Consider the following 22438-nt stretch of genomic DNA (forward strand, 5'->3'; position numbering starts at 1 on the left):
ACCGGAAATCCGTCGATGACCACCCTTCAGCTACACCACCAGTTGGGACACGACCGGTTTCGGAACAGCACAATAGGTCATCTGGTGTCTTCAATGGGGTCGGTAGCCCCCTGCCCCTTTGGCGATCTTTGATGTCCACGGCCGTAGGGCCCGTTGCTCAACCGTTCCTCTGCCGGCCACTTTGGCCATAGGAGAAACGTAATGGGTATCTCACAGTATGATCCTGCTGCGGCAGGGAGGCCAGCTTGGAACGCCGGCAAACAGGTCGGCGCAAAACGCGCTCTAAAGATCAAACAGGTATGGTCGATCCGCTTCTTCCTCGACCGCGAAGGTCGAATGCGAGATCGAGCGCTCTTTGATCTGGCGATCGACAGCAAACTACGGGGATGCGATCTGGTGAAGATCAAGATCGGCACACTCGTGGCTGGCCCGACAATCCGTTCTAGATCGATGGTCATCCAGCAGAAGACGGGCAGACCTGTTCAGTTTGAGATCACCTCAGACACAAGAACCAGCCTGCTGGCTTGGTTGGAGCGACGAGGCGGCACGGTCGATGACTTTGCGTTCCCGAGCCGCGTCGATGCTGATCGCCACCTGAGCACGCGTCAGTACGCGCGCCTGGTAGACGAATGGGTCACCGCCATCGGTCTGACACCGCAGGAATATGGCACCCATTCGCTGCGCCGAACCAAGGCGTCGATCATCTACAAGGCCACAGGCAATTTGAGAGCCATTCAGATATTGCTCGGGCATAGCAAGATAGAGAACACCGTGCGGTACCTGGGTGTCGACGTAGACGATGCACTCTCGCTGTCTGAGGCAACGGAGATTTAAGCCCTGCGGCTTTGCCCATTCTGGGCAGAGCCGCTACATGCCCCTGCCCTGCCCGTCTTCACTGCGCGCCCCCATTCCAGTCGTTCGACGAGCCTTGCAAGTTTGCCGAAAGCGGACATTCCACTGTGATGGGCGATCCGTCGAATGTGAGATGCGATGCGGACGGTTTGTCTTGCGTCAAGGATCGTTGAAATAGGACGATGCGTCCGTTCGACTTGCTGAGGTATCAGTCCGACCCGACCGAATTTCACCCGGTGGCTTGAGGGGTGGCGGCAGCTGTTCGTTCACGGGGCGGCGAGGTTTTGTAAGTCCCTCGGACAGGTTAAGTGAATGGCCTGTGCACAACAGGTCAATGACTAGGGCCTGTTTGTAGCGCAGGCCGAATGGGCGAAAATTTCCAGCGGCAGGTTGTTGCGGATAGTGAGGTGGGTGCCGTTGAAAGCTTGGCCGCGACCTAGACGGCGAAATCAAAATCGCCGGATTGTCCTGGTTGTTAAGGATATCGAGCAGGTCGGAACCATCGAGCGCTGAGGGATCGGTGGTCAGCAAGATAAAGCCGACATCGCCGCGCGCCGAGCCGATGATCATGCGCTGCTCATCGGGAACCAGATGTACCGATGACTCCATGCCCATGCGCAGCAGGCGGATATGTGTATCGAGCGCACTGCCCTGTGAGAGCTGATCGGCCGGCAGGACGCACAGGTGTCGAGCGGTCGCGATGACATCGAGCGCCGCGGCGAAGGCGGCAATATCGAGATCGGACGCTGCGTCAGCGAGAGCTGTCGTCAGGGTTTCCTTCATCGCCATGGCGAGTTCGGAGAAGGAATCAGTGTGGGTCACCGAATTGGCCATAAAACGCGCGTTGACGGCCAGGTTTTGCGCTAGGCAGAGCTTAAATTCGCGCAGCTCGGCCACAAGGCCGGCTTCGGCAGTTCCGACGTCGATGTCATCACCTATGTGGGCGCCGACGACATGGAATTCGGTCGCCTGCAGGTCCAACTCGTGGCCGACCATTTCAAGGGTGAACCGGTCAAAGTGGCCTATGTCATGGGCCCGCTATCGAGCCCGGCACAGGTTCTGCGCGCCCAGGGCTGAGACGAGGCCATGGCCCTCCACCCCGAGATCACTGAGATCGCCTGCGTGTCCGACGACTTCGACAGTGCCAAGGGTCTGGCCGTGGTGCAAGATCTGCTAAGCCGCTTCCCGTCCGGTGAAATCGACGCCATCGTCATGCAGGGACCAGAAGGCGGTGCCGCCGTCGAAAACACCCTGCGCAACCAGCGCACCGATGTCGTCGTCTTCTTCTCAGGCGACTATCCGGCCGATAACCGCCAGTTCATCTATGATGGCAAGATTGCCGGCACCGTGAACCAAGACCCTTATCCCCAGGCGTTCCACGCCATGGAAACGTCAGAATGTGGTTCACCATCGCGACCGTCGATAGTTCAGTCATTAAAGCGTTTCTTTCACGCGACGCTCGCCAGCTTGCCACGTGCACTGTGGAAGTCAGGTGTGAAAGGGTCTACATTTTCCTTGAGGGCGTTGTGTACCGCGATAACGCGGTCGCGAAAGAAATTGCCTTATGCTGGCTCAGATGTAGGCCAGCAATTTGGATGCAAAACTCGGTCTTTTCGAGCTTGTCCATGACCGGGCCTTTCACCTCCGACAGATGCAGGCGAATACCCACCTCGGCCAGCCGGTGATGGATGACCTCGAGGCTTTCGAGCGCCGACATGTCGATGGTGTTGACGGCCGAACACATGAGGATGAGATCGGTCGTATCAGGATTTTCGGCGATCTGCGCCAGGACCAGATCTTCAAGGTAGCGCGCATTGGCGAAATAGAGGCTTTCGTCCACTCGGATGGAGAGGATGCCGGGTACGGTCTCGACCTCGTGCCGCTTGACGTTGCGGTAATGCTCGGTGCCCGGAACTTGCCCCACAACGGCGGCATGGGGGACCGAAGATCGATAGAGGAAGATCAGGATGGACGCGCCCACACCCAGCGCTATGCCCGCTTCCACGCCAAACAGCAGTGTGCCCGCCGTGGTTATGGCAACGGCGCAAAAGTCGGCCCTGGAGTAGGACCAGGCGCGCTTGAAAATTGAAAAATCGACCAACGTCAAGACGGCAATGACGATCGTCGCCGACAGCGTCGCCTTGGGCAGGATCGCGAGGAACGGAGTCAGCATCAGCGTCGCCCCGGCGATGGCGACCGCAGTGAAGGCGCTCGCCGCAGGAGTGGCGGCGCCCGCGTCGAAATTGACGACCGAGCGGGCAAAGCCGCCGGTCACCGGATATCCCCCGCCCAGGGATGCGGCCATGTTGGAGGCGCCCAGACCGATCAGTTCCTGATTGGGCGTGATGCGCTCGCGCCGCTTTGCCGCCAGCGTCTGCGCCACGGAGATGGATTCGACGAACCCGACGATGGAGATGATCAGGGCCGGTACCGCCAGCTGGCCGATGACATCGAGATCAAATGCCGGCAGGCTCAGCATGGGCAGGCCCTGCGGCACGTCCCCCACCAGGGGCACGCCTTTTCCGCCCAGGTCCAGACCGACGGAGCAGGCCATGGTGAGGAACACGACCACCACCGGCCCGGCGCGCGCGATGACGGTTGCGGCGCCCATTGGAATGCCCCAGCGGGCCAGCCAGTTCTTGAGATCGAGGCGGATCCACAACAGCATGCCCAGCGCCGCAATCCCCACCGCAAATGTCCACCAGTTGATGGCATCGATATTGGCGCTGATCGACATGACCAGTTCGGGCATGGCATGGCCGTGAGTACTGATGCCGAGCAGGCCGCCGATCTGGCTGGTGGCGATAATCAGGCCGGAGGCCGTGATAAAGCCGGAGATCACCGGATGAGAGAGGAAGTTGGCGATGAAGCCGAGCCGGAACAGGCCCATGACAAGCAGCATCAGGCCAGAAAGCATGGCCAGCATGATGGCGGCGCTGGCATAGTCGAGGCTACCCTCGGCGGCGATGCGGCCCACCGCACTGGCGGTCATCAGCGAGACGACCGCCACCGGCCCGACTGCCAGTGCCGATGAGGTGCCGAAGATGGCATAGGCGATGAGCGGCAGGATGGAAGCGTAGAGCCCCATTTCGGGAGGCAGGCCCGCCAACAAGGCGTAAGCCAGCGACTGCGGGATCAGCATGATCGTGACAATGACGGCCGCGACGAGATCGCTGGCCAGCGTTCGACGGTTATAGTGCCGGCCCCAGGCGAGAATGGGCACCATCTTCGTCGCCCCGGCGACCAACGACCTCAAGTTCATTCGGACGACTTGCGCGCGAGACGCCGTGCCATTTCGGCGGCGGATTTCGCATAGGGATGGGGCGGCGTGTCGAAGGCACGAACCAGGCTCTCGTCGGGCGGCAAACCCAGGACGTCATAGAGCGCCGAGCGGCCGGCGCGATCATTCTCGGCCTCCTGAACAGCGTATTTGAGCACATCGTCGATCAGGTCGGCCGGCACGGCAATGGCGCCATCGCCATCGGCAACGACAAGATCGCCGGGCCTGATCGCGACACCCCCGATTTCGACGACCGCATCATGGTCACCGAATTCCACCCGGCCCTGATACATGGGCTGCACGATCCAGCGATACCAGCAGGGGAGAGCCTTCTGCAGCAATTGCTCGTCCGTATCGCGTGTACCGCCATTGGTCAGGACGCCTTTGACGCCGAGCGCCGACCAGATCATCGAATCGAGCGAGCCGACCGCGGGGGTCTTTTGCCCCATTGTATCGACAACCAGGAAGTCGCTCTCGCTCACCGACTGGCGGAGGGCGCTGACATCCCATAACTGGCGCGACCAGTATTCGAAGGCCCATTTGGTATAATCTTCGGGCGACAGTTCCGGAATGCGCCGTTGTGTAGGCACATGGCGATAGGTTCGGGCGAAGCCGGCGGCCTTGGTGCGCCAGAGCGGCCGGATATCGCTGTCCACGCTGCCGATATGGTGCATCCCGACCCAATCGAGTCCATCGCGGATATCGCAGACCCGCAGTTGCGCGACAATACCCAGTATGTCCTGGCGCCGGGCGGCATCCATGGCAATATCTCCATCTGTGAACGGCTATGGTCGAATTCTACTCTGGGTAGTGACAGGCAGCCGCGTGCGACACATCGGTTTCGAGAACAGGGGATTCGCTGGCGCACCGCGGTTGCGCTTTGTAGCATCGCGTGTGGAAGCGGCAGCCTGGCGGTACGGCCACGGGGCTGGGCAGATCACCCTGAAGAATGATGCGCTTGTCCAACGACCTCTCGAAGGGATTGTCCGAGGGAACCGCTGACAGCAAAGCCTTCGTATAAGGATGACGGGGATGCGCGAAGAGCGAGGCGCGGTCGGCTATTTCCACGATGCGCCCGAGATACATGACGCCGATGCGATCGGCCATGTATTTGACCACCGACATGTCATGCGAAATGAACAGGAAGGACAGCCCCCGCTCCCGCTGCAGCGACTTGAGCAGATTGAGCACCTGCGCCTGGATCGACACGTCGAGTGCTGACACCGGTTCATCGAGAATGATGAGGCGCGGCTCGAGCGCGAGGGCGCGCGCTATGCCGATGCGCTGGCGCTGGCCGCCTGAAAACTGGCCCGGGGTGCGCATCGCGTGATCGGGCGCCAAGCCCACTTGCGTGAGCAGGTCATTAACCCGACGGCGCAGCGCGTCGCCGCTGGCCACCCCGTGGATGACGAGGGGCTCGGCGACGATGTCGAACACTGTCATGCGCCGGTTCAGCGAGGAGAACGGGTCCTGGAACACTATCTGCACATTGCGGCACAGATCGGCGTCCGCCTTGCGGCTGGCTTCGGTAATATCCCGGCCTTCAAACGTGATCTTGCCGAAGCTGGGTTTTTCGAGACCCACCAGCATCGAGCTGACGGTTGATTTGCCACAGCCCGATTCACCGACAAGCCCAAAGGTTTCGCCACGCTGGATATCGAAATCAACGCCGTCGACGGCCTTGATCTGGCCGCTCACACGCTGAAGCACGCCGGTGCGAACCGGGAAGTGCTTGCCCAGGCCGGATACACGCAGGACCGGGTCCGATGGTGAAGCACTCATCATCATACTCGTCCTTCCTCAAAAATCCTGCTCACGAGTTCTTCGGCAAAGTGACAGGCAGAACGCTGACTCCCGGAAATGGGGCGCAGGCGCGGTTCGGATTCCACGCATTGCGGGCGACCGCCCGAATGCGTGCAGCGCGGCCGGAAGCTGCAACCGGGCGGCAGGTTGTTCAGCCGGGGTGGCTCGCCACCAAGCGCGACGAGGTCTTCGGCGGGCGACATGGACGGTCGCGGCACGCTCGCCATCAGCGCGCGCGTATAGGGATGGCGCGGCTGACCGAGCACATCGAAGACCGACCCTTCCTCCACGATCTGACCGGCATACATCACGAGCACCCGATCGGCGGTTTCCGCAACCAATCCGATATCGTGGGTGATGAGCAGCAGAGCGGCGCCACTCTCGGCAACGGAGGCGCGCATGACATCCATGACCTGCGCCTGGATGGTGACGTCGAGCGCCGTCGTCGGCTCATCGGCGATGATCAGGCGCGGGCCGTTGGCTACTGCCATGGCGATGAGAATGCGCTGGCGCATGCCGCCTGAAAGCTGGTGGGGATAGGCACTGAGCCTTTGCCGCGGTGCGGGAATGCCGACGCGTTTGAGGATATCCTCGGCCATGTCGTCGAGTTCGCGCCGCCCCAGACCCTTGCGATGCGCAGCGATCACTTCCCTGATCTGTTCACCGATGGTGAGGACAGGGTTGAGCGAGGTCATGGGATCCTGAAAGACCATCGCCACCTGATCGCCGCGCAGGCCGGCAAGCTTGCGCTCTGAAAGACCGGTAACATCAACATCGCCGATCGTGACGCGGCCCCGCGTGACGTTGACGGGCGCAGTGTGCAGCCCCATCAGCGCCAGAGCAGTAAGCGTCTTGCCGGACCCCGATTCACCGACGATGCATACGGTTTCGCCGGGCTGTACGACTAGGCTGACATCGCGCACGACGTCAAACCCCGTCTCGTCACCCCCGATACGGACGACCATGTTCTCGACGGCAATGGCTGGGGCAACGGCGGATTGTGCGTTCTGCATGCCCATCATTTTCCCCGCGTTGGATTGAGCGCCTTTTGCAGCGCGTCGGTGAAGAAGTTAAGCCCGAGCACCAGCACGAAGAGCATCAGGCCGGGGGCGATCGCATACATTGGCGCCATGCCGAGGAAGTCGCGACTCTTGTTGAGCATGGCGCCGAGCGAAGCCGTCGGGGCCTGCACGCCGAGGCCGAGGAAGGACAGCGACGCCTCCAGCAGCACCGCATGGCCCACAGCGGCCGAAATCTGGGTGATCACCACGCCCACGGAATTGGGCATGATATGCACGAACAGAATGCGGCGCAGGGAGGCGCCCTGCACCAGGGCGGCCTTCACATAGTCGAGCTGGTGCTCGCGCAGCGCAGCCGAGCGCATCAATCTGGCAAAGACCGGAATGTTGATGACGGCGATGGCGACACAGACCTGAAACAGGCCCGGCCCTAGGACGGCCACGGCCACGATGCCCAGTAGAATGCCAGGATAGGCGAGAATGACGTCACAGGTCCGCATGACCACGGCATCCAGCCGCCCGCCCAGAACGGCGGAAACCATGCCGAGAATGACGCCTATCGCCGCGCCCACGGTGACGCTGGCGACACCAGCCATGAGCGAAGTGCGGGTGCCATGGATAAGCCGGCTCAACAGATCGCGGGACAGTTCGTCGGTGCCCAGAATGTGCCCTGAATCACCCGGCATGACCAGCCGCAGGCCGGAGAACTGGGTGTTGGGATCGAACGGAGAAATCCAGGGCGCCAGCACACCGATGGCGCAGATCAGCAGCAGCAGAACCGCGCCGAGCAGACCGGTGGCGCTGCCGAACAAGAGACCTTGGGTCTTGGCCCAGATCTCCGCCCACCGTGTTGTGGTCAAGGCGCTCATTTGCCGTTCTCCATGGCGGTGCGGATACGCGGATCGAGCACCGCGTAGAGCAGATCGATGATCAGGTTTATGACCAGGAAGAAAACGACCAGGAGCACCAGAATGGCCTGCACGACACCGTAGTCGCGATTAAGGATGGACTGGACCAGCAGCCTGCCGATACCCGGCCAGGCAAAGAGCGATTCAATCACTACGGCGCCGCCCAGCATGCGGCCGAAGATGATGCCCATCATGGTGACGACCGGTACGAGCGAGTTGCGCAACACGTGGTTGACGATGATGCGGCCCGGCAGAAGGCCCTTGGCCCTGGCGGTGCGAATGAAGTTCTCGTCCAGCGTTTCGATGGCGGCACTGCGGGTGAAGCGCGCAAGAATAGCGGTTCCTGTCAGTGCTAGGGTGGCTGCGGGAAGAATGAGCGAACGCACGAGCATGCCGATATCGCTGAACGAGCCATCGGCGCCACCAGCGGGCAGCCAGCCCAGGCTCACGGCAAAGATCATGATTGCAATCATGCCGAACCAGAAGTCGGGTGTGGCAATCGCGACGGCGGACCCGGTCGAGACAATCCAGTCCGGCCATTTGCCATTGCGCATGCCGGCAATCAGCCCGGCGGGAACACCGATGAGCACGGCGATGCACAGCGCGGTTGTTGCCAGAAGCAGGGAATTGGGAATGCGGCTGGCGATCAGGCCGGCAATATCGACATTGTAGATGTAGGAAATGCCGAGCTGACCCTGCACGAGCTGCCACAGCCAGAACAGATACTGCAGTGGCAGGGGCTGATCGAGGCCATAAGCCTCACGAATGGCCGCCAGCGTTTCCGGACCGGCATCCGGTCCGGCGATGACATCGACGACGTCGCCCGGCAGGGCGCGGACAATGACGAACACCACGATGCTTGAAACCAGCAAGACCGGCAGCCATTGCAGCAATCGACGCAAGATGAATGTGGTCATCGTCCGAACCCCTTACTTCAGCGTGGCGGTCGCCAGGATCGGCATGCCGTCGAGATTGAAGCTGACATTCTCGACGCGCTCGGACGACGCCCAGCGGATCGGCAGGCTGACGACCGGCAGTATCCAGGCTTCGGACAGCATGAAGTCGTTAATGCGCGTCCAGGCGTCGGCCACCTCGTCGGGCGCGGCATTGCCGGTCACGATGCCCACATCGGTGGCGTATTGCTCCGAAGCGATGCCGGAGAAATTGTTCGCCGGACGGAAAGGAACGATCGTGAGCAACATGGCTTCGGCCGAGCGGCCGCCGCGCGCGAAAGTGTGCGATTCCAGCTCGAAATCGCTATCGCGGTAGCGCTGGGTGGCAGCGGCCTCGGAGAGATCGACAATGCGCGTGGGAATGCCGATTTCGCCCAGGGAATACTGCACGATCTGCGCCATGCCGCCCAGTTCGGGCACGGCGGGAGCAAAGGTCATGAACTCGACCTCGGTACCCGCGAGGCCATGTTCCTCGACCAGGGCACGGGCCGCTTCGAGATCGTAACGGCATGCGTCCTCGTAGCCGGCAACACGGTCAATTTCACGTTCCGCCCATGGCAGGCACTTGAGCACGCCACCCTCGCCAATCACGTCCGAAGCGATACGAATACGGTCGATGGCCAGGTTGATGGCCTGCCGCAGATGCGGATTGGCGGTCGGGCCGTCCTTGACGTTCATCAGCAGGTCGAGCACGCGACCCTCCGGTGCTGCGATGCCGGTGACGACACCGTTGACATTGGCCAACTGGTCGATGGTCTCGCGGCTGGCGACGGGAAGGAAATCCAGAGCGCCGCTCTGCAGCTGGGCCACCGCGGTCTGGGCATCGGGCACGATGCGAATGTCGACGCCGTCAGCATCTGGGGCTTCGCCCCAGTAGTTCTCGTTGCGAACAAAGCGCGTCATCCGGCCCGGCTCGTGATTTTCGAGGCGGTAGGGGCCGGTGCCGTTGCCACTGGTGGCAATGGCGTCGGGATTGGCGGAGTCGATGATGAACACCAGGTCGAGCAGATCGAGAATGGCGGCCTGACTACCGTTGACTGTCAGTACGACCTGCCGGTCATCCGGGGCCTCGACGCTGGCGATGAGGCGGGCGAGCGGCAGCACGTTGGCGCCGACTTCAGGCGTGGCAGCGTATTCGAGGCTGAAGACGACGTCGGCCGCGGTCATTGGCCGGCCATCGTGGAAAGTAACGCCATCGCGCAGTTGAATGGTCAGCGTCTTGCCATCCTCGGACCAATCGAGGCTCTCCGCCAGTTCGAGCTGGAACGAGCCATCCGGCATCAGCCGGCCAAGCGAATTGTAGAGCAAAAAGGTGGATGTGTAGGAGCCGATGCGCAACTGCGTCGGATCGAAGGATGTGAGGTCCACCGACTGGCCGACGCGCAGGATGTCTTCCTGGGCGACGGCCAGCATGGGCGTTGCGACAGTCAGTGTGGCGCCCAGCGCCAGAGCGACTATGGATGTTTTGATGGTCATAGGGTTCCTCTCCTCCTTGCCGCAGTACGCGCTGCGGACGATCTGTGGTCAGTACGGAACTAGTGGGCGGCGATTTCGCGGATGATCTCGCTGCGCTTGGCGTGGTTGTTGGCGAGCGCCGAGTAGATGCCCTTGGCCGTTTCCTCGAGCGAGCGGCTGCAGACGCTGATTGCCGTATTGGCCTTGGTGGCGCGATCCAGCGTTTCGATCCAATCGGCAGGAATGCCATCCATGCCTGACAGCGCGCCGGACAGGCCTGCGGCAATGGCAGTGGTGCAGTCGGTATCGCGGGCGAAGTTGACGCCGTGCAGGATGGACTCGCGTGCATCGCCCCGCGTCAGGATGGTGATCGCCATGCCGCGCGAAACGACCTCTTCCCCCGAGCTTTTCAGCTCACCGTAGCGATAGATGAAGAAGTCATTGATCTTGCGCCGTGCGTCCTTGATGTCTTCCGCCTGTTCGGCAATCGAGAACACGGCTTCGAAATCGGCACGCACGAAGCGATCGAGATGATCGAGCGCGACGCGCAGGGCGCTTTCAACACTTGCCGATGGTCGCATGGCCTCTGCCAGCGCGCCGGCATAGGCAGCCGCCACCTGGAGGCCCGTACCGTGCTGCTGGTGATAGATCGAGCCGATCTGGTACACGTCATCGATGGCCTGAGCCGGATCGCCGGCATTGACCAGGCCGATCGGGTGGCAGGACCGCGCGAAGGTAACGATCTGCGGCCACAGGCTGAACAGGCCAATATGGCTGGGATGCATTCCGGCCTTGAGCATCTCGTAATAGGGCTTGTCGCTGTAGTGCAGCGAATAGCCAAAATGCTCGTCGCGGATGTTGCGCAGCCAGCTCTGGGCCAGATCGTGGATATTGATGCGATCGTTCTTCTGGATGATCGCATCGGCAATCAGCTTCTGACGCTCGATGCCGTCTTCGGTCGAGCCCGCGGGAAATTCGTACTGCTTCTTGAGCGTCAGCGGCCCATGCGGCCAGCGGAATTCCTTGGCGTTCTGAGTGATGCCACGCATTTCGTCAAGGAAGCCGTAGCGGCGTTCGCTCTCCTCGATGGGCAGGTGTTCGGTCGGCATGGACATTGACGAGCCGATGCGCGAGCCGGCAATGGAGCCGAAAATCTTGCTGTATGTGGTAGCGGCCATTTTACGCGTTCTCCGTCCTAAAAGTTGCTTTCCATTTCGCCGAGCTTCCTGACACGGCGCCGGAACTCTGGCGCCGTGCTGAACTCGGCCCGCAGGAAGGTCTGGACCATTTCCTCGGCGATAGTGCGCCCGATGATCTGCGCGCCCATGCACATGACATTGACATCGTCATGCTCGACGCATTGGCGGGCTGTGTAGACGTCGTGGCAAACCGAAGCTCGGATGTCCCTGACCTTGTTGCAGGCGATGGCGGCCCCGACGCCTGTGCCACAGACCATGATGGCGCGTTCGACCTTGCCGTCATTGATGGCCTTGCAGACCGCCGCAGCGATATCGGGGAAATCCACCGGCTGATCGTCGTAGCTTCCCAGATCGAGCACATCGTGCCCCTGGTCCGTGAGCCATGCCACGATGTGGGGCTTCAGAGAGAAGCCCGCGTGATCTCCGCCGATCGCAATTTTCATTCGCCTGTCCAATGACCTGACCCTAGTCCCGTTAGTGCTTCGATGATCTGTGACCGCTCCGGAAACGAACCGGATGCGCCCTCTTTTAGGGTGGAAAGCGAGGCGGCAACCGCGCCAAAGGCGACCGCGTTCGGCACGTCGCCGCGCTCAAGAAAGATGGTGGCGAAAGCCCCCGCGAACATGTCGCCCGCGCCGGTCGTGTCCAGAGGCTCCACCGCAATTGTGGGAATGCGGCGCGCCCCTTCCGGGCCGACGACCAGAACGCCGTCGCGGCCCAGCTTGGCCAGCACATGCCCCACACCCTTGTCGCGCAAAGCCATAGCCGCCCGCTCGACAGCGGCGAGATCGGCTGTCGGCATACCCGTCAGTTCGGAAAGCTCCACCCGGTTGGGCGTGACGAAGGCGACATCGCGCAACCAAGACAGACGCACGACGCCGGCGGGTGCGGGATCGAGCAGCACTGGAACACCGGCATCTTTCGCCAGGGCGATGGCATGTTCGGTCGTATCTGCGGGCAGTTCACCCTGCACGAGCAGCAGGCCAGCGCGCTGCAGTGCCGCCGGCACGCCGGAAAGGTGTCCGATATCGACCCTGGCATTGGCGCCACTGCTCACGAGAATCGTATTCTCGCCATCGGGATAGCTCATGACCGTGGCCTGGCCAGTCGCCACATCGGGCAGGACGGCGATATCCGCGCAGCCGATGCCAGCGGAACGCAGGCTGTCGAGCAGTGCCCGGCCGGGCGCATCGTCGCCGATTGCGCCGACCATGGTCATCACACCCCCGGCCCGCGCCGCTGCCATGGCCTGGTTTGCGCCCTTGCCGCCCGCCGCAACGAAACTGTCGAGCACCAGCATGGTCTCGCCAGGCAAAGGCGCACGACCCAGCCTCAGAAAGACATCCTGATTGAGGCTGCCGATGACCAGAATAGTGCCGGTCATGGCTTTCCAGGCGCCCAGTCCTTGTCGGCACCAATGGTGAAGTGCTGGCGCAGGGCCAGATCGGCGGCGTCGGGCACACCTGCCCGAAGCACGGCGATGAGATCGCGATGCGCATCGACCATGCTTTGAACGGCTGAGTCCGCGTTGATTTTCAGCCGGCGATCGACATGCGAGCGCATGAGCAGGTCCGAGATGACGGCATAAATACTGATCAGCGCCTGCGACCGGCTCGCCTGCACAATGGTGCGATGAAACTCGAAATCGGCCCGAGCACCTTCCACCGCATCGCCCAGCGTGCGCTCTATCATCGCCAGTCTGGCTTCGAGCTGCATGAAATCCGCGGCGGTGGCGAAACGGCAGGCCAGGCGGATGGCCTGACATTCGATGGCAATACGAGCCTGGATGACATCCTCGATGATCTGGGAATGCGGCGCCAGACCGATGCTGAAGAACTCACCCAGGGTCTGCGAGTTCGGCCGCCGGACCATGGTGCCAACGCCGTGCAGGACCTCAACGACCCCGATGATGGCCAGCGCCCGCAGCGCTTCGCGCACCACAGGGCGGCTCACACCGAGCGCAATGGCAAGATCGCGCTCGGGCAGAAGCATGTCGCCTTCATTCAGCGCGCCGGAGATGAGTTGGTCCTTGATGAAGGAAACAACTTTTTCGTAGCCCGACGAGGACGTGATTTCTGCGCGGCTGATGGACTTTGTCATGCTCATACACTGGTCATATCATGGTCATACCAATGAGTCAAGGCCGTGGTATGACCACTGGCCGCGCCATTCATTTAGGCGGTCAAGTCGCAACTGTGAACTGCTGCTTGGGCATCCGCCTGAAGCGCGCGATTATCATATCGCTCGCAACGTCTGTCTCTGGGTCAGCCGACGATGTGCTCTGCCGGCGGGAATGGGGTCGGGAGCGGCCGTGTGCTGTTGCCGGCCGAGAACGGCGGCTTTCCTGTGTCGATCGCCTGCAAGCTGCCAGTCCGCAACCGGCCCCATTTCGGCCGCACGTTCAAAAACGCGCCCGCCCTTCCACCAGACTGCCGTCGTGGAGCAGGCTTGCGGCGCCCAAATGTAGCAGCTACTGTTACAGCTGGCCGTCACACCGACGAGTCAATATTGTCATTTTTACTAGACGGGACAATAGCTTATCGGAAAAACGGGTGAGAATCCCTCTCTCTCCGCCAAATACCGCCGATTTTACGCGACCGCCCAATCTATCCCGAGCGCCGCGACGGTGACTTCCGACCCAATACGGGTCATTCCCATCCTTCCGCGAAAACGCAAAGCGGCCGCAAGGCAACTCATGTTGATGGCATAGCCGGAGATCCTGGCATTCCGGATGCCGTGACAATGCCGCAGTTCGCCCAACGCTGCATAGAATTCCTATAAGATTTCTATTTCTGGTGCCTTCGGTCTCTCTCGAACCTTTATGCGGTTCGGGGCCATATTCGAGCCGACTTCGATCGCCGTTCCGACGTTACCGCCGGCGAGGAAGACCATCCGGACGCGCCGCATTCGACGCCTCCAGGCAATGATGAGGCTGGAAAATGATCCTTGAACTCCTTTTTGGCAGCGCGGTGGCGCTGCTGATCACCGTCTACCTGATCTACGTGCTGCTGCGCCCCGAGCGCTTCTGACACGCGAACGGCCCGACCGAAAAGAGCAAGCCACCAACATCCCACGCTGGAGTCTCTCATGAGCCAGTCGAACTCAGCGAGCATCCTGGATGCGCGCATTCTTGTGCCCGCGATGGGGGGCGCATTCAAAAAACTCAGGCCATCGGCTCTTGCAAAGAACCCGGTGATGTTTGTCGTCGCCGTGGTTTCAGTGCTGACGACGGTGCTGTTCCTGAAAGACCTTGCGACCGGGGCCGAAGACCTCGGATTTTCCTTCCAGATCATTCTGTGGCTCTGGTTCACGGTCCTGTTCGCCAATTTTGCCGAAGCGGTAGCCGAGGGGCGGGGTAAGGCGCAGGCGGAATCGCTTCGCAAGACACGCTCGGAAACGGAAGCAAAGCTGCTGGTTGACGCCGCGCAGGACGACTTCTCGATGGTGTCCGGGACCAGCCTGAAGGTCGGCGACATCGTTCTTGTCGAGGCTGGAGACCTCATCCCGTCCGACGGCGAGGTTATCGAAGGCGTCGCTTCGGTCAACGAGGCGGCGATCACCGGCGAATCCGCTCCCGTCATCCGGGAGTCGGGCGGCGACCGCTCGGCCGTTACCGGCGGGACGCACGTGCTCTCCGACCGGATCAAGGTGAAAATCACGGCCGCGCAGGGCTCGACCTTCATCGACCGCATGATCTCGCTGGTCGAGGGTGCCGAGCGTCAGAAGACGCCCAATGAGATCGCGCTCAACGTCCTGCTGGCAGGCCTGACGCTGATCTTCGTGCTGGCAACCGCGACCATCCCCGCCTTTGCAGCCTATGCCGACGGATACATTCCGGTCACCGTGCTGGTCGCATTGTTCGTAACGCTCATTCCGACGACCATCGGCGCGCTCGTTTCGGCCATCGGCATCGCCGGCATGGACCGGCTCGTGCGCTTCAACGTGCTTGCCATGTCCGGGCGTGCGGTCGAGGCGGCCGGCGACGTGGATACGCTGCTTCTCGACAAGACCGGAACGATCACGCTCGGCAACCGCCAGGCGACCGAATTCCTGCCGGTGAAGGGCGTCGACGCCAAGGACCTGGCGGACGCCGCGCAGCTCGCTTCACTGGCCGACGAAACGCCGGAAGGCCGTTCCATCGTCGTGCTCGCGAAGGAGAAATACGGCATCCGGGCGCGAGACATGGCGAGCATCCACGCGACCTTCGTGCCGTTCACCGCGCAGAGCCGCATGAGCGGCGTCGATCTCGACGGCTCTTCGATCCGCAAGGGCGCAGTCGATGCGGTTCTCAAACACCCCGATCTTGCGGCCGGCGCGGAAGCCGAGACGGTTCGCGCCTTGCAGGCGATTGCCGACGATGTCGCCCGGAAGGGCGGTACGCCGCTGGCCGTGGCGCGCGACGGCAAGCTGCTCGGCATCGTCGCCCTCAAGGACATCGTCAAGGGCAGCATCCGCGAGCGCTTCGTGGAACTGCGCCGCATGGGTATTCGCACAGTGATGATTACGGGCGACAACCCGATGACTGCCGCTGCGATCGCCGCCGAGGCGGGCGTTGACGATTTCCTCGCGGAGGCAACGCCGGAAAACAAGCTGTCGCTGATCCGTGAGGAGCAAGCCAGGGGCAAGCTCGTTGCGATGTGCGGCGACGGCACCAACGACGCGCCGGCGCTTGCCCAGGCCGATGTCGGCGTGGCGATGAACACCGGCACGGTCGCCGCCCGCGAGGCAGGCAACATGGTCGACCTCGACTCCGATCCCACCAAGCTCATCGAGATCGTCGAGATCGGCAAGCAATTGCTGATGACGCGCGGCGCGCTGACAACGTTCTCCATCGCCAACGACATCGCGAAATATTTCGCGATCGTGCCGGCGATGTTCGTCACGCTCTATCCGCCGCTGGCTGCGCTCAACATCATGGGGCTCGCAACGCCGCAGAGCGCCATCCTGTCGGCGATTATCTTCAACGCGCTCATCATCGTGGCTCTGATCCCGCTGGCGCTCAAAGGCGTCGCCTACAAGGCGATCGGCGCCGATGCGCTGCTGCGCAGCAATCTTCTCATCTACGGGCTTGGCGGCCTGATCGTCCCGTTCGTCGGCATCAAGCTGATCGACGTGATCGTCACTACGATCGGCCTCGCCTGATCAAGGAACCCTATCATGACACTGATCTATATCATCATCGGCCTCGCGGTCTTCGGCCTCCTGCTGGCCCTGACCAACGCTGCCGACCGGGCCTGATCCTGGCGATGACGGAGAAATCGAAATGACAATACAGTCGATACTGTTCGTGCTCCTCGTCGTGGGCGGCACGGCGCTGCTCTCCTGGCCTCTGGGCCGCTACATGAAATGGGCGATGGATCCGGCCGACCCGTCCTCGGGGCTTGCCGCCGGCAAGACCCGCGCTTTCCAGCTCGTCGCCGGCCCGCTGGCGGCCAAGGACCAGGATTGGAAACGCTACATGGTTTCCATGCTGGTCTTTAACGCGGTGATGTTCACCGTCACCTTCGGCATCCTCGCCTTTCAGCATTACCTGCCGCTCAATCCCGACGGCAAGGAAGCGCTCGAAGGCAGCCTGATCTTCAACACTGCTGCGTCATTTACCACCAACACCAACCTCCAGCACTATTCCGGCGAGGTCTCGCTGAGCTATTTCTCACAGCTCGCCGCACTGATGTGGGTGCAGTTCGTCTCGGCGGCGACCGGTATCGCCGCATTAACGGCGCTGGCGCGCGGTCTGGCGGGGCGCGGCTTTGGCAATTTCTTCATTGACGTCCAGCGCGCATCCTTCCTCGTACTCCTGCCGGTGGCTTTGGTTTTCGCGATCCTTCTCGCATTGGGCGGCGTTCCGATGACGTTCAACGGCTCGGCGGTGGCAACGACGCTCGAAGGCGCCCAGCAGGTCATCGCACGCGGTCCGGTCGCCGCCTTTGTCGCCATCAAGCAGCTCGGCACCAATGGCGGCGGCTTTTTTGGCCCCAATTCGTCCCATCCGCTGGAGAACCCGACCTTCTGGACGAACATCCTCCAGATGGTCGCTATCATTGTCATCCCGATGGCGTGCGTATGGATGTTCGGCCGCATCATCGGCCGCATGAAGCACGCGGGTGTCATTTTTGCCGTGATGCTCGCGTTCGTGGCTGTGAAGACCACGGGTGCCGTCTGGTTCGAGATGGCGCCGACCCAGGCATTTGGCAGCCTTCCCATAGAGCAGACCCTCGGAAATCTCGAAGGCAAGGAACTCCGTTTCGGCCCGACCGGAGGCCCATTGTGGTCTGTCCTGACGACGGCGACGTCGAACGGTTCGGTGGGTTCGATGCACGACAGCCTCAACCCGTTGACCGGACTGATGCCGATGGTCGGCATGTGGCTCAACGAATCCTTCGGCGGCGTCGGCGTGGGCATGATCAACATGTTCCTCTACATCGTCGTCGGCGTGTTTCTTGCCGGCATGATGATCGGGCGCACCCCCCAATATCTCGGCTGGCGGATTGAAGCAAAGGAGGTCAAGCTCTCGCTGTTCGCTCTTCTGGCCCATGGCCTGTTCATCCTCGGCGGTACGGCGATCTTCGCCGCGACGCCCTGGGGCGCCGATACGCTCAACAACACTGGGCCGCACGGCTTCAGCGAGATCCTTTACGAGTTCACCTCCGCCAGCGCCAACAATGGCTCGGGTTTCGAGGGGCTCGGAGACAACACGGGCCCTTGGAACGTCGCGACCGGTCTTGTGATGCTGTTCGCCCGCTTCATCCCGATCATCCTGCCGCTGGCGATCGTCGGGTCGCTCGCTTCCAAGCGCCGCAGCGTCGAATCGAGTGGCACGCTGAGCGTTGAAGGCGGCACTTTCGCTACGATGCTCGGCGCGACGGTGATCGTTGTCGGCGCGCTGACCTTCTTCCCGGCGGCGACCCTCGGGCCGATTGCCGAGCATCTGATGTTCATGAACGGAGCCGGACAATGAATGCTCTTCTTGCAAGTCTGCGCATCACGGTCGCAACCATGGCGATCTGTGTAGCGGGTTACTCGGCGGCGGTCTGGGCGTTCGCCCAGGCAGCGGTTTCCCACACGGCGGAAGCCTCGCTGATCCTCAACCAGGACGGCACAGTCGTCGGCAGCTCTCAGATCGCGCAGGCCTTTACCGAGCCGCGATATTTCTGGCCCAGACCGTCGGCGGTAGATTACAATGCAGCCGGCGCGGGCGGGTCCAACAAGTCTCCGACCAGCCCGGAAATTGCCGAGCGCGGACGCGAAATCGCGGCGGCCTATGGTGCCACCTCGGACAACCCGCTTCCCGCCGAGTTGGCCGCGGCATCGGGCGCGGGGCTGGACCCGCACATTTCCGAAGCAGGCGCACTTTATCAGGCCGCGCGGATCGCCGAGGCCCGTGATCTTTCGGCCGAGGAGGTCGAAACGCTCATCCGCCGCGATGCTTTCGCACCGGGCGGATTCCTTGGTCCCGACCGCATCGTCAACGTGCTTGAACTCAATCTGGCGCTCGACGCGTTGTAAGGTGACAATGACGGTGGTTTCCCACTCGAAACCGCCGTCATATGCATGAAAGACAACGGATGCCGACCAAAGACCGCACCGAAGATATCCGGCCCTCTCCTGATGCATTGCTCGCTCAGGTGGAGAAGGAGACGCGCGGTCGCCTGAAAATATTCCTCGGTGCCGCTCCTGGTGTCGGCAAGACCTACGAAATGCTGATGTCGGGGCGGTCGCGAAAGTTCGACGGAGCCGATGTCGTCATCGGCATAGTCGAGACGCATGGGCGCCGGGAGACCGAGGGCCTTACATTTGGCTTCGAGATTATTCCGCGCGCGACCATTGACTACAAAGGTCAGAAACTCGAGGAGATGGACCTCGATGCCGTGCTGGAGCGGAAGCCGAAGCTCGTGCTGGTCGATGAACTCGCGCACACCAATGCGCCTGGAAGCCGCCATCCAAAGCGCTATCTCGACGTTCTCGAACTTCTGGACCGAGGCATCGATGTGTACACGACCCTCAACGTCCAGCACATCGAAAGCCTGAACGATGTCGTCGCCCAGATCACCCGCATCAGGGTTCGCGAGACGGTGCCGGATTCGGTAATCGACCGGGCCGATGACATCGAGATCATCGACATCACGCCCGAGGACCTGCTCAAGCGCCTCGACGAGGGCAAGGTTTACCTGCCGAAGACGGCAAAGCGGGCGACCGCGAATTACTTCTCCCCGGGTAATCTCACCGCGCTGCGCGAGTTGGCATTGCGGCGCACGGCCCAGCGCGTCGATGACCAGTTGGTCAATCACATGCAGGCCAACGCCATCCGCGGCCCCTGGGCAGCCGGCGAGCGGGTACTGGTCTGTGTAAACGATGATCCGCGAAGCCCGTCGCTCATACGCTACGCCCGGCGGCAGGCCGACCGGCTGCGCGCGCCCTGGACCGCGCTGCATGTGGAGCAAGCCAGCTCCGGCGTGACCGATGAGCAGAAGGACCGGATAGCAACCACCCTGCGCCTCGCCGAACGGCTTGGCGGAGACGCAATCACTCTCCCTGGCGACAAGGTTGCCAGGGACATCGTGCGTTACGCGCTTTCCAACAACGTCACGCACATCATCGTCGGTCGATCCGAAAAATCCCGCTGGCGCGAATTCGTGCAAGGGTCGGTTTCGCACGACCTGATCCGACAGGCCGGCGATATCAGCATTCACGTCATCTCCGGCAAAGAGCATGACGCTCTCCCCGCACGCCGCATCGCGAATGCCGAACCGCGACGCTTCTCGGTAAAGCCGTATCTGCTCAGCCTTTTGTATATCGGCATTGCTTTCGGCGTTGGTCAGCTTCTCGCAAGAGCGCTCGGCGTCCAGAGCATTGCCCTCGTTTTCCTGATGGCCGTTCTCGCCTCAGCGGCCACGGCGGGTCTTTTGCCGGCCCTGTTCGGCTCGGTCATCGGCGCACTGGCCCTCAACTACCTGTTTCTCGATCCAGTCTACACCTTTACGATCCGCGATCCGGAAGGCGTCGTCGCATTCTTCTTCTTTCTCGGCGCCGCGATCATAACGAGCAACCTCACCGCGCGCGTCCATCGGCAGGCGGCGGCAGCGCGCCATAGAGCGCGGAGCACGGAGGATCTTTATCTCTTCTCGAAAAGGCTGGCGGGCGCTGGGTCGCTCGACGACGTCCTGTGGGCGAGCGCGCACCAGATAGCCTCCATGCTCAAGGTGCGCGTGGTGATTCTCCTGCCCGACGACGGCACTGTCGTGGTCAAGGCCGGCTACCCCCCGGACGATACGCTGGTCGATGCCGACATTGCCGCCGCGCGCTGGGCGTGGGAACACAACCGTCCGGCGGGCCGCGGCGCCGACACGCTGCCGGGCGCGAAGCGACTTTACATTCCGCTGATCACGGGAAAGACGCCAGTCGGCGTCGTCGGCCTCGACAACGACCGGGAAGGCCCGCTGCTCACGCCCGAACAGCAGCGGCTTTTCGATGCCCTGACCGACCAGGCCGCGATTGCGATCGAGCGTATCCAGCTCGTGGCCGACGTGGACCGGGCCAAGCGCGCGGCGGAGGCCGACAAGCTGCGCTCGGCCCTTCTCACCTCGATCTCGCATGATTTGAAGACGCCGCTTGCAGCCGTCATGGGTGCGGCAGGGACACTGAAGGAATACGCGCAGTCCATGGACAACGCGGACCGCGAGGAATTGCTCGGCACCATTATCGACGAATCCGAACGCCTTAACCGCTTCATTGCCAATCTCCTCGACATGACCCGGATCGAATCCGGCGCCATGGCACCCAACATGTCGCTTCATTATCTCGACGACATCGTCGCCTCCGCACTGAGGCGTGCATCCAAAATTCTATCCGATCACGAGATATCGGTCTCCATTCCGCCCGAGCTGCCGATGCTGAAACTCGACCCCGTGCTGTTCGAGCAGGTCCTGTTCAACCTGTTCGACAATGCCGCCAAATACGCTCCGGCGCGAACAGCGGTGACCATCAAGGCTTGGCAGGATACGGTCAGCGTCGTTCTGCAAGTTTCCGATCGGGGGCCGGGAATTCCGGCTAACGATCTGGAGAAAATCTTCGACAGCTTCCACCGGGTGCGCAAATGCGATCAGGTTCGCGCAGGGACAGGGTTGGGCCTCACGATCTGCAGGGGGTTCGTGGAGGCGATGGGAGGAACCATCGTTGCCGGCAACCGACAAGGACGCGAAGGCGCGGTTTTCACGATCCGGATGCCTGTGCCCGCAGATCGTCCGAAACTGGAGGAGCCTCAATGACCAACGCGACAGTCAAGGTCCTCGTCGTCGACGACGAGCCACCGATCCGCAAACTGCTGCGGGTGGGACTGTCCGCCGAAGGGTACACCGTCATCGAGGCACCGAACGGCAGGGCCGCGCTGGAACTGGTCGGCAGCGACAAGCCCGATCTGATCCTGCTCGATCTCGGCCTGCCGGACATGCAAGGGCACGATTTGCTCGAAAAGCTGCGCGGCGAGCTTGCCGACCTACCGATCGTCGTCCTGTCCAGCCGCACCGACGAGGCCGGTATCGTCAGGGCCCTGGAAATGGGCGCTGACGACTATGTCACCAAGCCCTTCGGCACCCGCGAACTCGTCGCGCGCATCAGAATGGCGCTGCGCCACAAGCTCCAGCAGCAGGGCGAGCGGGCGATCTTTAAGACTGGAGATCTTTCAGTCGATCTCGTCAGGCGCATCGTGAAGCTCGGCGAGCAGGACGTGAAGCTGTCGCCGAAGGAATATGACATCCTGCGCATTCTCGTTCAGCACGCGGGCAAGGTCATCACCCATCAACACCTTCTCAATCAGGTCTGGAGCGGTTCGACCGACGTGCAGTATCTGCGCGTCTATGTTCGTCAGCTTCGCCAGAAGATCGAGCGCAGTCCCGACGCACCGCAATTCATCACCACCGAAACCGGCGTCGGCTACCGCCTGCGCGAGGCCGACCCGATCGTCACCGACTGA

19 protein-coding genes and 1 pseudogene are annotated in these 22438 nt (G+C 62.0%); 8 read left to right on the forward strand and 12 right to left on the reverse strand.

Features of this window, described 5'->3' with window-relative positions; genetic code table 11:
• Nucleotides 1-201 precede the first annotated feature (201 nt).
• On the forward strand, nucleotides 202-834 hold the full coding sequence (locus tag V4T21_RS16720; RefSeq protein ID WP_108398480.1) for a tyrosine-type recombinase/integrase: 633 nt from the start codon (nucleotides 202-204) through the stop codon (nucleotides 832-834).
• A 177-nt stretch (nucleotides 835-1011) separates the two neighbouring features.
• Here V4T21_RS16720 and V4T21_RS16725 read toward each other — a convergent pair whose 3' ends face one another.
• On the reverse strand, nucleotides 1012-1848 hold the full coding sequence (locus tag V4T21_RS16725; protein WP_332718960.1) for a MurR/RpiR family transcriptional regulator: 837 nt from the start codon (nucleotides 1846-1848) through the stop codon (nucleotides 1012-1014).
• A gap of 90 nt (nucleotides 1849-1938) precedes the next feature.
• Between V4T21_RS16725 and V4T21_RS19210 the strand changes: the two are divergent.
• Nucleotides 1939-2229: pseudogene (locus V4T21_RS19210) on the forward strand (sugar ABC transporter substrate-binding protein); the annotation flags it as partial.
• Between the two features lie 127 nt (nucleotides 2230-2356).
• Here V4T21_RS19210 and V4T21_RS16730 read toward each other — a convergent pair.
• The 11 genes from V4T21_RS16730 to V4T21_RS16780 are packed head-to-tail and all read right to left on the reverse strand — an operon-like array spanning nucleotide 2357 to nucleotide 13575.
• Nucleotides 2357-4114 (reverse strand): SulP family inorganic anion transporter, encoded by a 1758-nt coding sequence (locus V4T21_RS16730; protein WP_332718963.1) that lies wholly within the window; start codon nucleotides 4112-4114, stop codon nucleotides 2357-2359.
• Entirely contained in the window at nucleotides 4111-4893 is a 783-nt protein-coding gene (locus tag V4T21_RS16735; RefSeq protein WP_332718965.1) for an RraA family protein, read from the reverse strand. Before V4T21_RS16735 ends, V4T21_RS16730 begins: the two co-directional genes overlap by 4 nt.
• Nucleotides 4894-4930: 37 nt before the next feature.
• Entirely contained in the window at nucleotides 4931-5920 is a 990-nt protein-coding gene (locus tag V4T21_RS16740) for an ABC transporter ATP-binding protein (RefSeq protein ID WP_332718967.1), read from the reverse strand.
• The gene (locus V4T21_RS16745) at nucleotides 5917-6948 is read right to left on the reverse strand and encodes an ABC transporter ATP-binding protein (protein ID WP_332718969.1); all 1032 of its coding nucleotides are present in this window, start codon (nucleotides 6946-6948) and stop codon (nucleotides 5917-5919) included. The genes V4T21_RS16740 and V4T21_RS16745 overlap by 4 nt, the downstream gene beginning before the upstream one ends.
• Nucleotides 6949-6953: 5 nt before the next feature.
• The gene (locus tag V4T21_RS16750) at nucleotides 6954-7823 is read right to left on the reverse strand and encodes an ABC transporter permease (protein WP_332718971.1); all 870 of its coding nucleotides are present in this window, start codon (nucleotides 7821-7823) and stop codon (nucleotides 6954-6956) included.
• A complete protein-coding gene (locus V4T21_RS16755) occupies nucleotides 7820-8779 on the reverse strand; it encodes an ABC transporter permease (protein WP_332718973.1) in 960 nt (319 codons plus the stop codon). Before V4T21_RS16755 ends, V4T21_RS16750 begins: the two co-directional genes overlap by 4 nt.
• Before the next feature lie 12 nt (nucleotides 8780-8791).
• Nucleotides 8792-10291, reverse strand: a complete 1500-nt coding sequence (locus V4T21_RS16760; protein WP_332718975.1) for an ABC transporter substrate-binding protein — start codon at nucleotides 10289-10291, stop codon at nucleotides 8792-8794.
• Between the two features lie 59 nt (nucleotides 10292-10350).
• Nucleotides 10351-11448, reverse strand: coding sequence for an ADP-ribosylglycohydrolase family protein (locus V4T21_RS16765; protein WP_332718978.1), 1098 nt, complete (start codon nucleotides 11446-11448; stop codon nucleotides 10351-10353).
• A gap of 17 nt (nucleotides 11449-11465) precedes the next feature.
• Nucleotides 11466-11912: a ribose 5-phosphate isomerase B gene (gene rpiB / locus V4T21_RS16770; RefSeq protein WP_332718980.1), complete on the reverse strand. Its 447-nt coding sequence runs from the start codon at nucleotides 11910-11912 to the stop codon at nucleotides 11466-11468.
• Nucleotides 11909-12853 (reverse strand): ribokinase, encoded by a 945-nt coding sequence (locus V4T21_RS16775; RefSeq protein ID WP_332718982.1) that lies wholly within the window; start codon nucleotides 12851-12853, stop codon nucleotides 11909-11911. The genes rpiB and V4T21_RS16775 overlap by 4 nt, the downstream gene beginning before the upstream one ends.
• A complete protein-coding gene (locus tag V4T21_RS16780; protein ID WP_332718984.1) occupies nucleotides 12850-13575 on the reverse strand; it encodes a FadR/GntR family transcriptional regulator in 726 nt (241 codons plus the stop codon). Before V4T21_RS16780 ends, V4T21_RS16775 begins: the two co-directional genes overlap by 4 nt.
• An 833-nt stretch (nucleotides 13576-14408) precedes the next feature.
• On the opposite strand from V4T21_RS16780, the gene V4T21_RS16785 reads away from it, so the two are divergent.
• The 6 genes from V4T21_RS16785 to V4T21_RS16810 all read left to right on the forward strand — a co-directional run bounded on the left by V4T21_RS16785 (nucleotide 14409) and on the right by V4T21_RS16810 (nucleotide 22438).
• Nucleotides 14409-14498 carry a potassium-transporting ATPase subunit F gene (locus V4T21_RS16785; protein WP_332718986.1) on the forward strand — a complete coding sequence of 30 codons (90 nt, stop codon included), beginning with the start codon at nucleotides 14409-14411 and terminating at the stop codon, nucleotides 14496-14498.
• Nucleotides 14499-14556: 58 nt separating this feature from the next.
• The gene (gene kdpB, locus V4T21_RS16790; protein ID WP_332718988.1) at nucleotides 14557-16611 is read left to right on the forward strand and encodes a potassium-transporting ATPase subunit KdpB; all 2055 of its coding nucleotides are present in this window, start codon (nucleotides 14557-14559) and stop codon (nucleotides 16609-16611) included.
• A gap of 121 nt (nucleotides 16612-16732) precedes the next feature.
• Entirely contained in the window at nucleotides 16733-18427 is a 1695-nt protein-coding gene (kdpA, locus tag V4T21_RS16795; protein ID WP_332718990.1) for a potassium-transporting ATPase subunit KdpA, read from the forward strand.
• Complete coding sequence (locus V4T21_RS16800) at nucleotides 18424-18975, forward strand: potassium-transporting ATPase subunit C (protein ID WP_332718992.1); 552 nt, start codon at nucleotides 18424-18426, stop codon at nucleotides 18973-18975. The genes kdpA and V4T21_RS16800 overlap by 4 nt, the downstream gene beginning before the upstream one ends.
• A gap of 59 nt (nucleotides 18976-19034) precedes the next feature.
• Nucleotides 19035-21734: a DUF4118 domain-containing protein gene (locus V4T21_RS16805; RefSeq protein WP_332718994.1), complete on the forward strand. Its 2700-nt coding sequence runs from the start codon at nucleotides 19035-19037 to the stop codon at nucleotides 21732-21734.
• A complete protein-coding gene (locus V4T21_RS16810; RefSeq protein ID WP_332718996.1) occupies nucleotides 21731-22438 on the forward strand; it encodes a response regulator transcription factor in 708 nt (235 codons plus the stop codon). Before V4T21_RS16805 ends, V4T21_RS16810 begins: the two co-directional genes overlap by 4 nt.

The sequence above is a fragment of the Pelagibacterium mangrovi genome, assembly GCF_036662815.1.
Taxonomy (GTDB): domain Bacteria; phylum Pseudomonadota; class Alphaproteobacteria; order Rhizobiales; family Devosiaceae; genus Pelagibacterium; species Pelagibacterium mangrovi.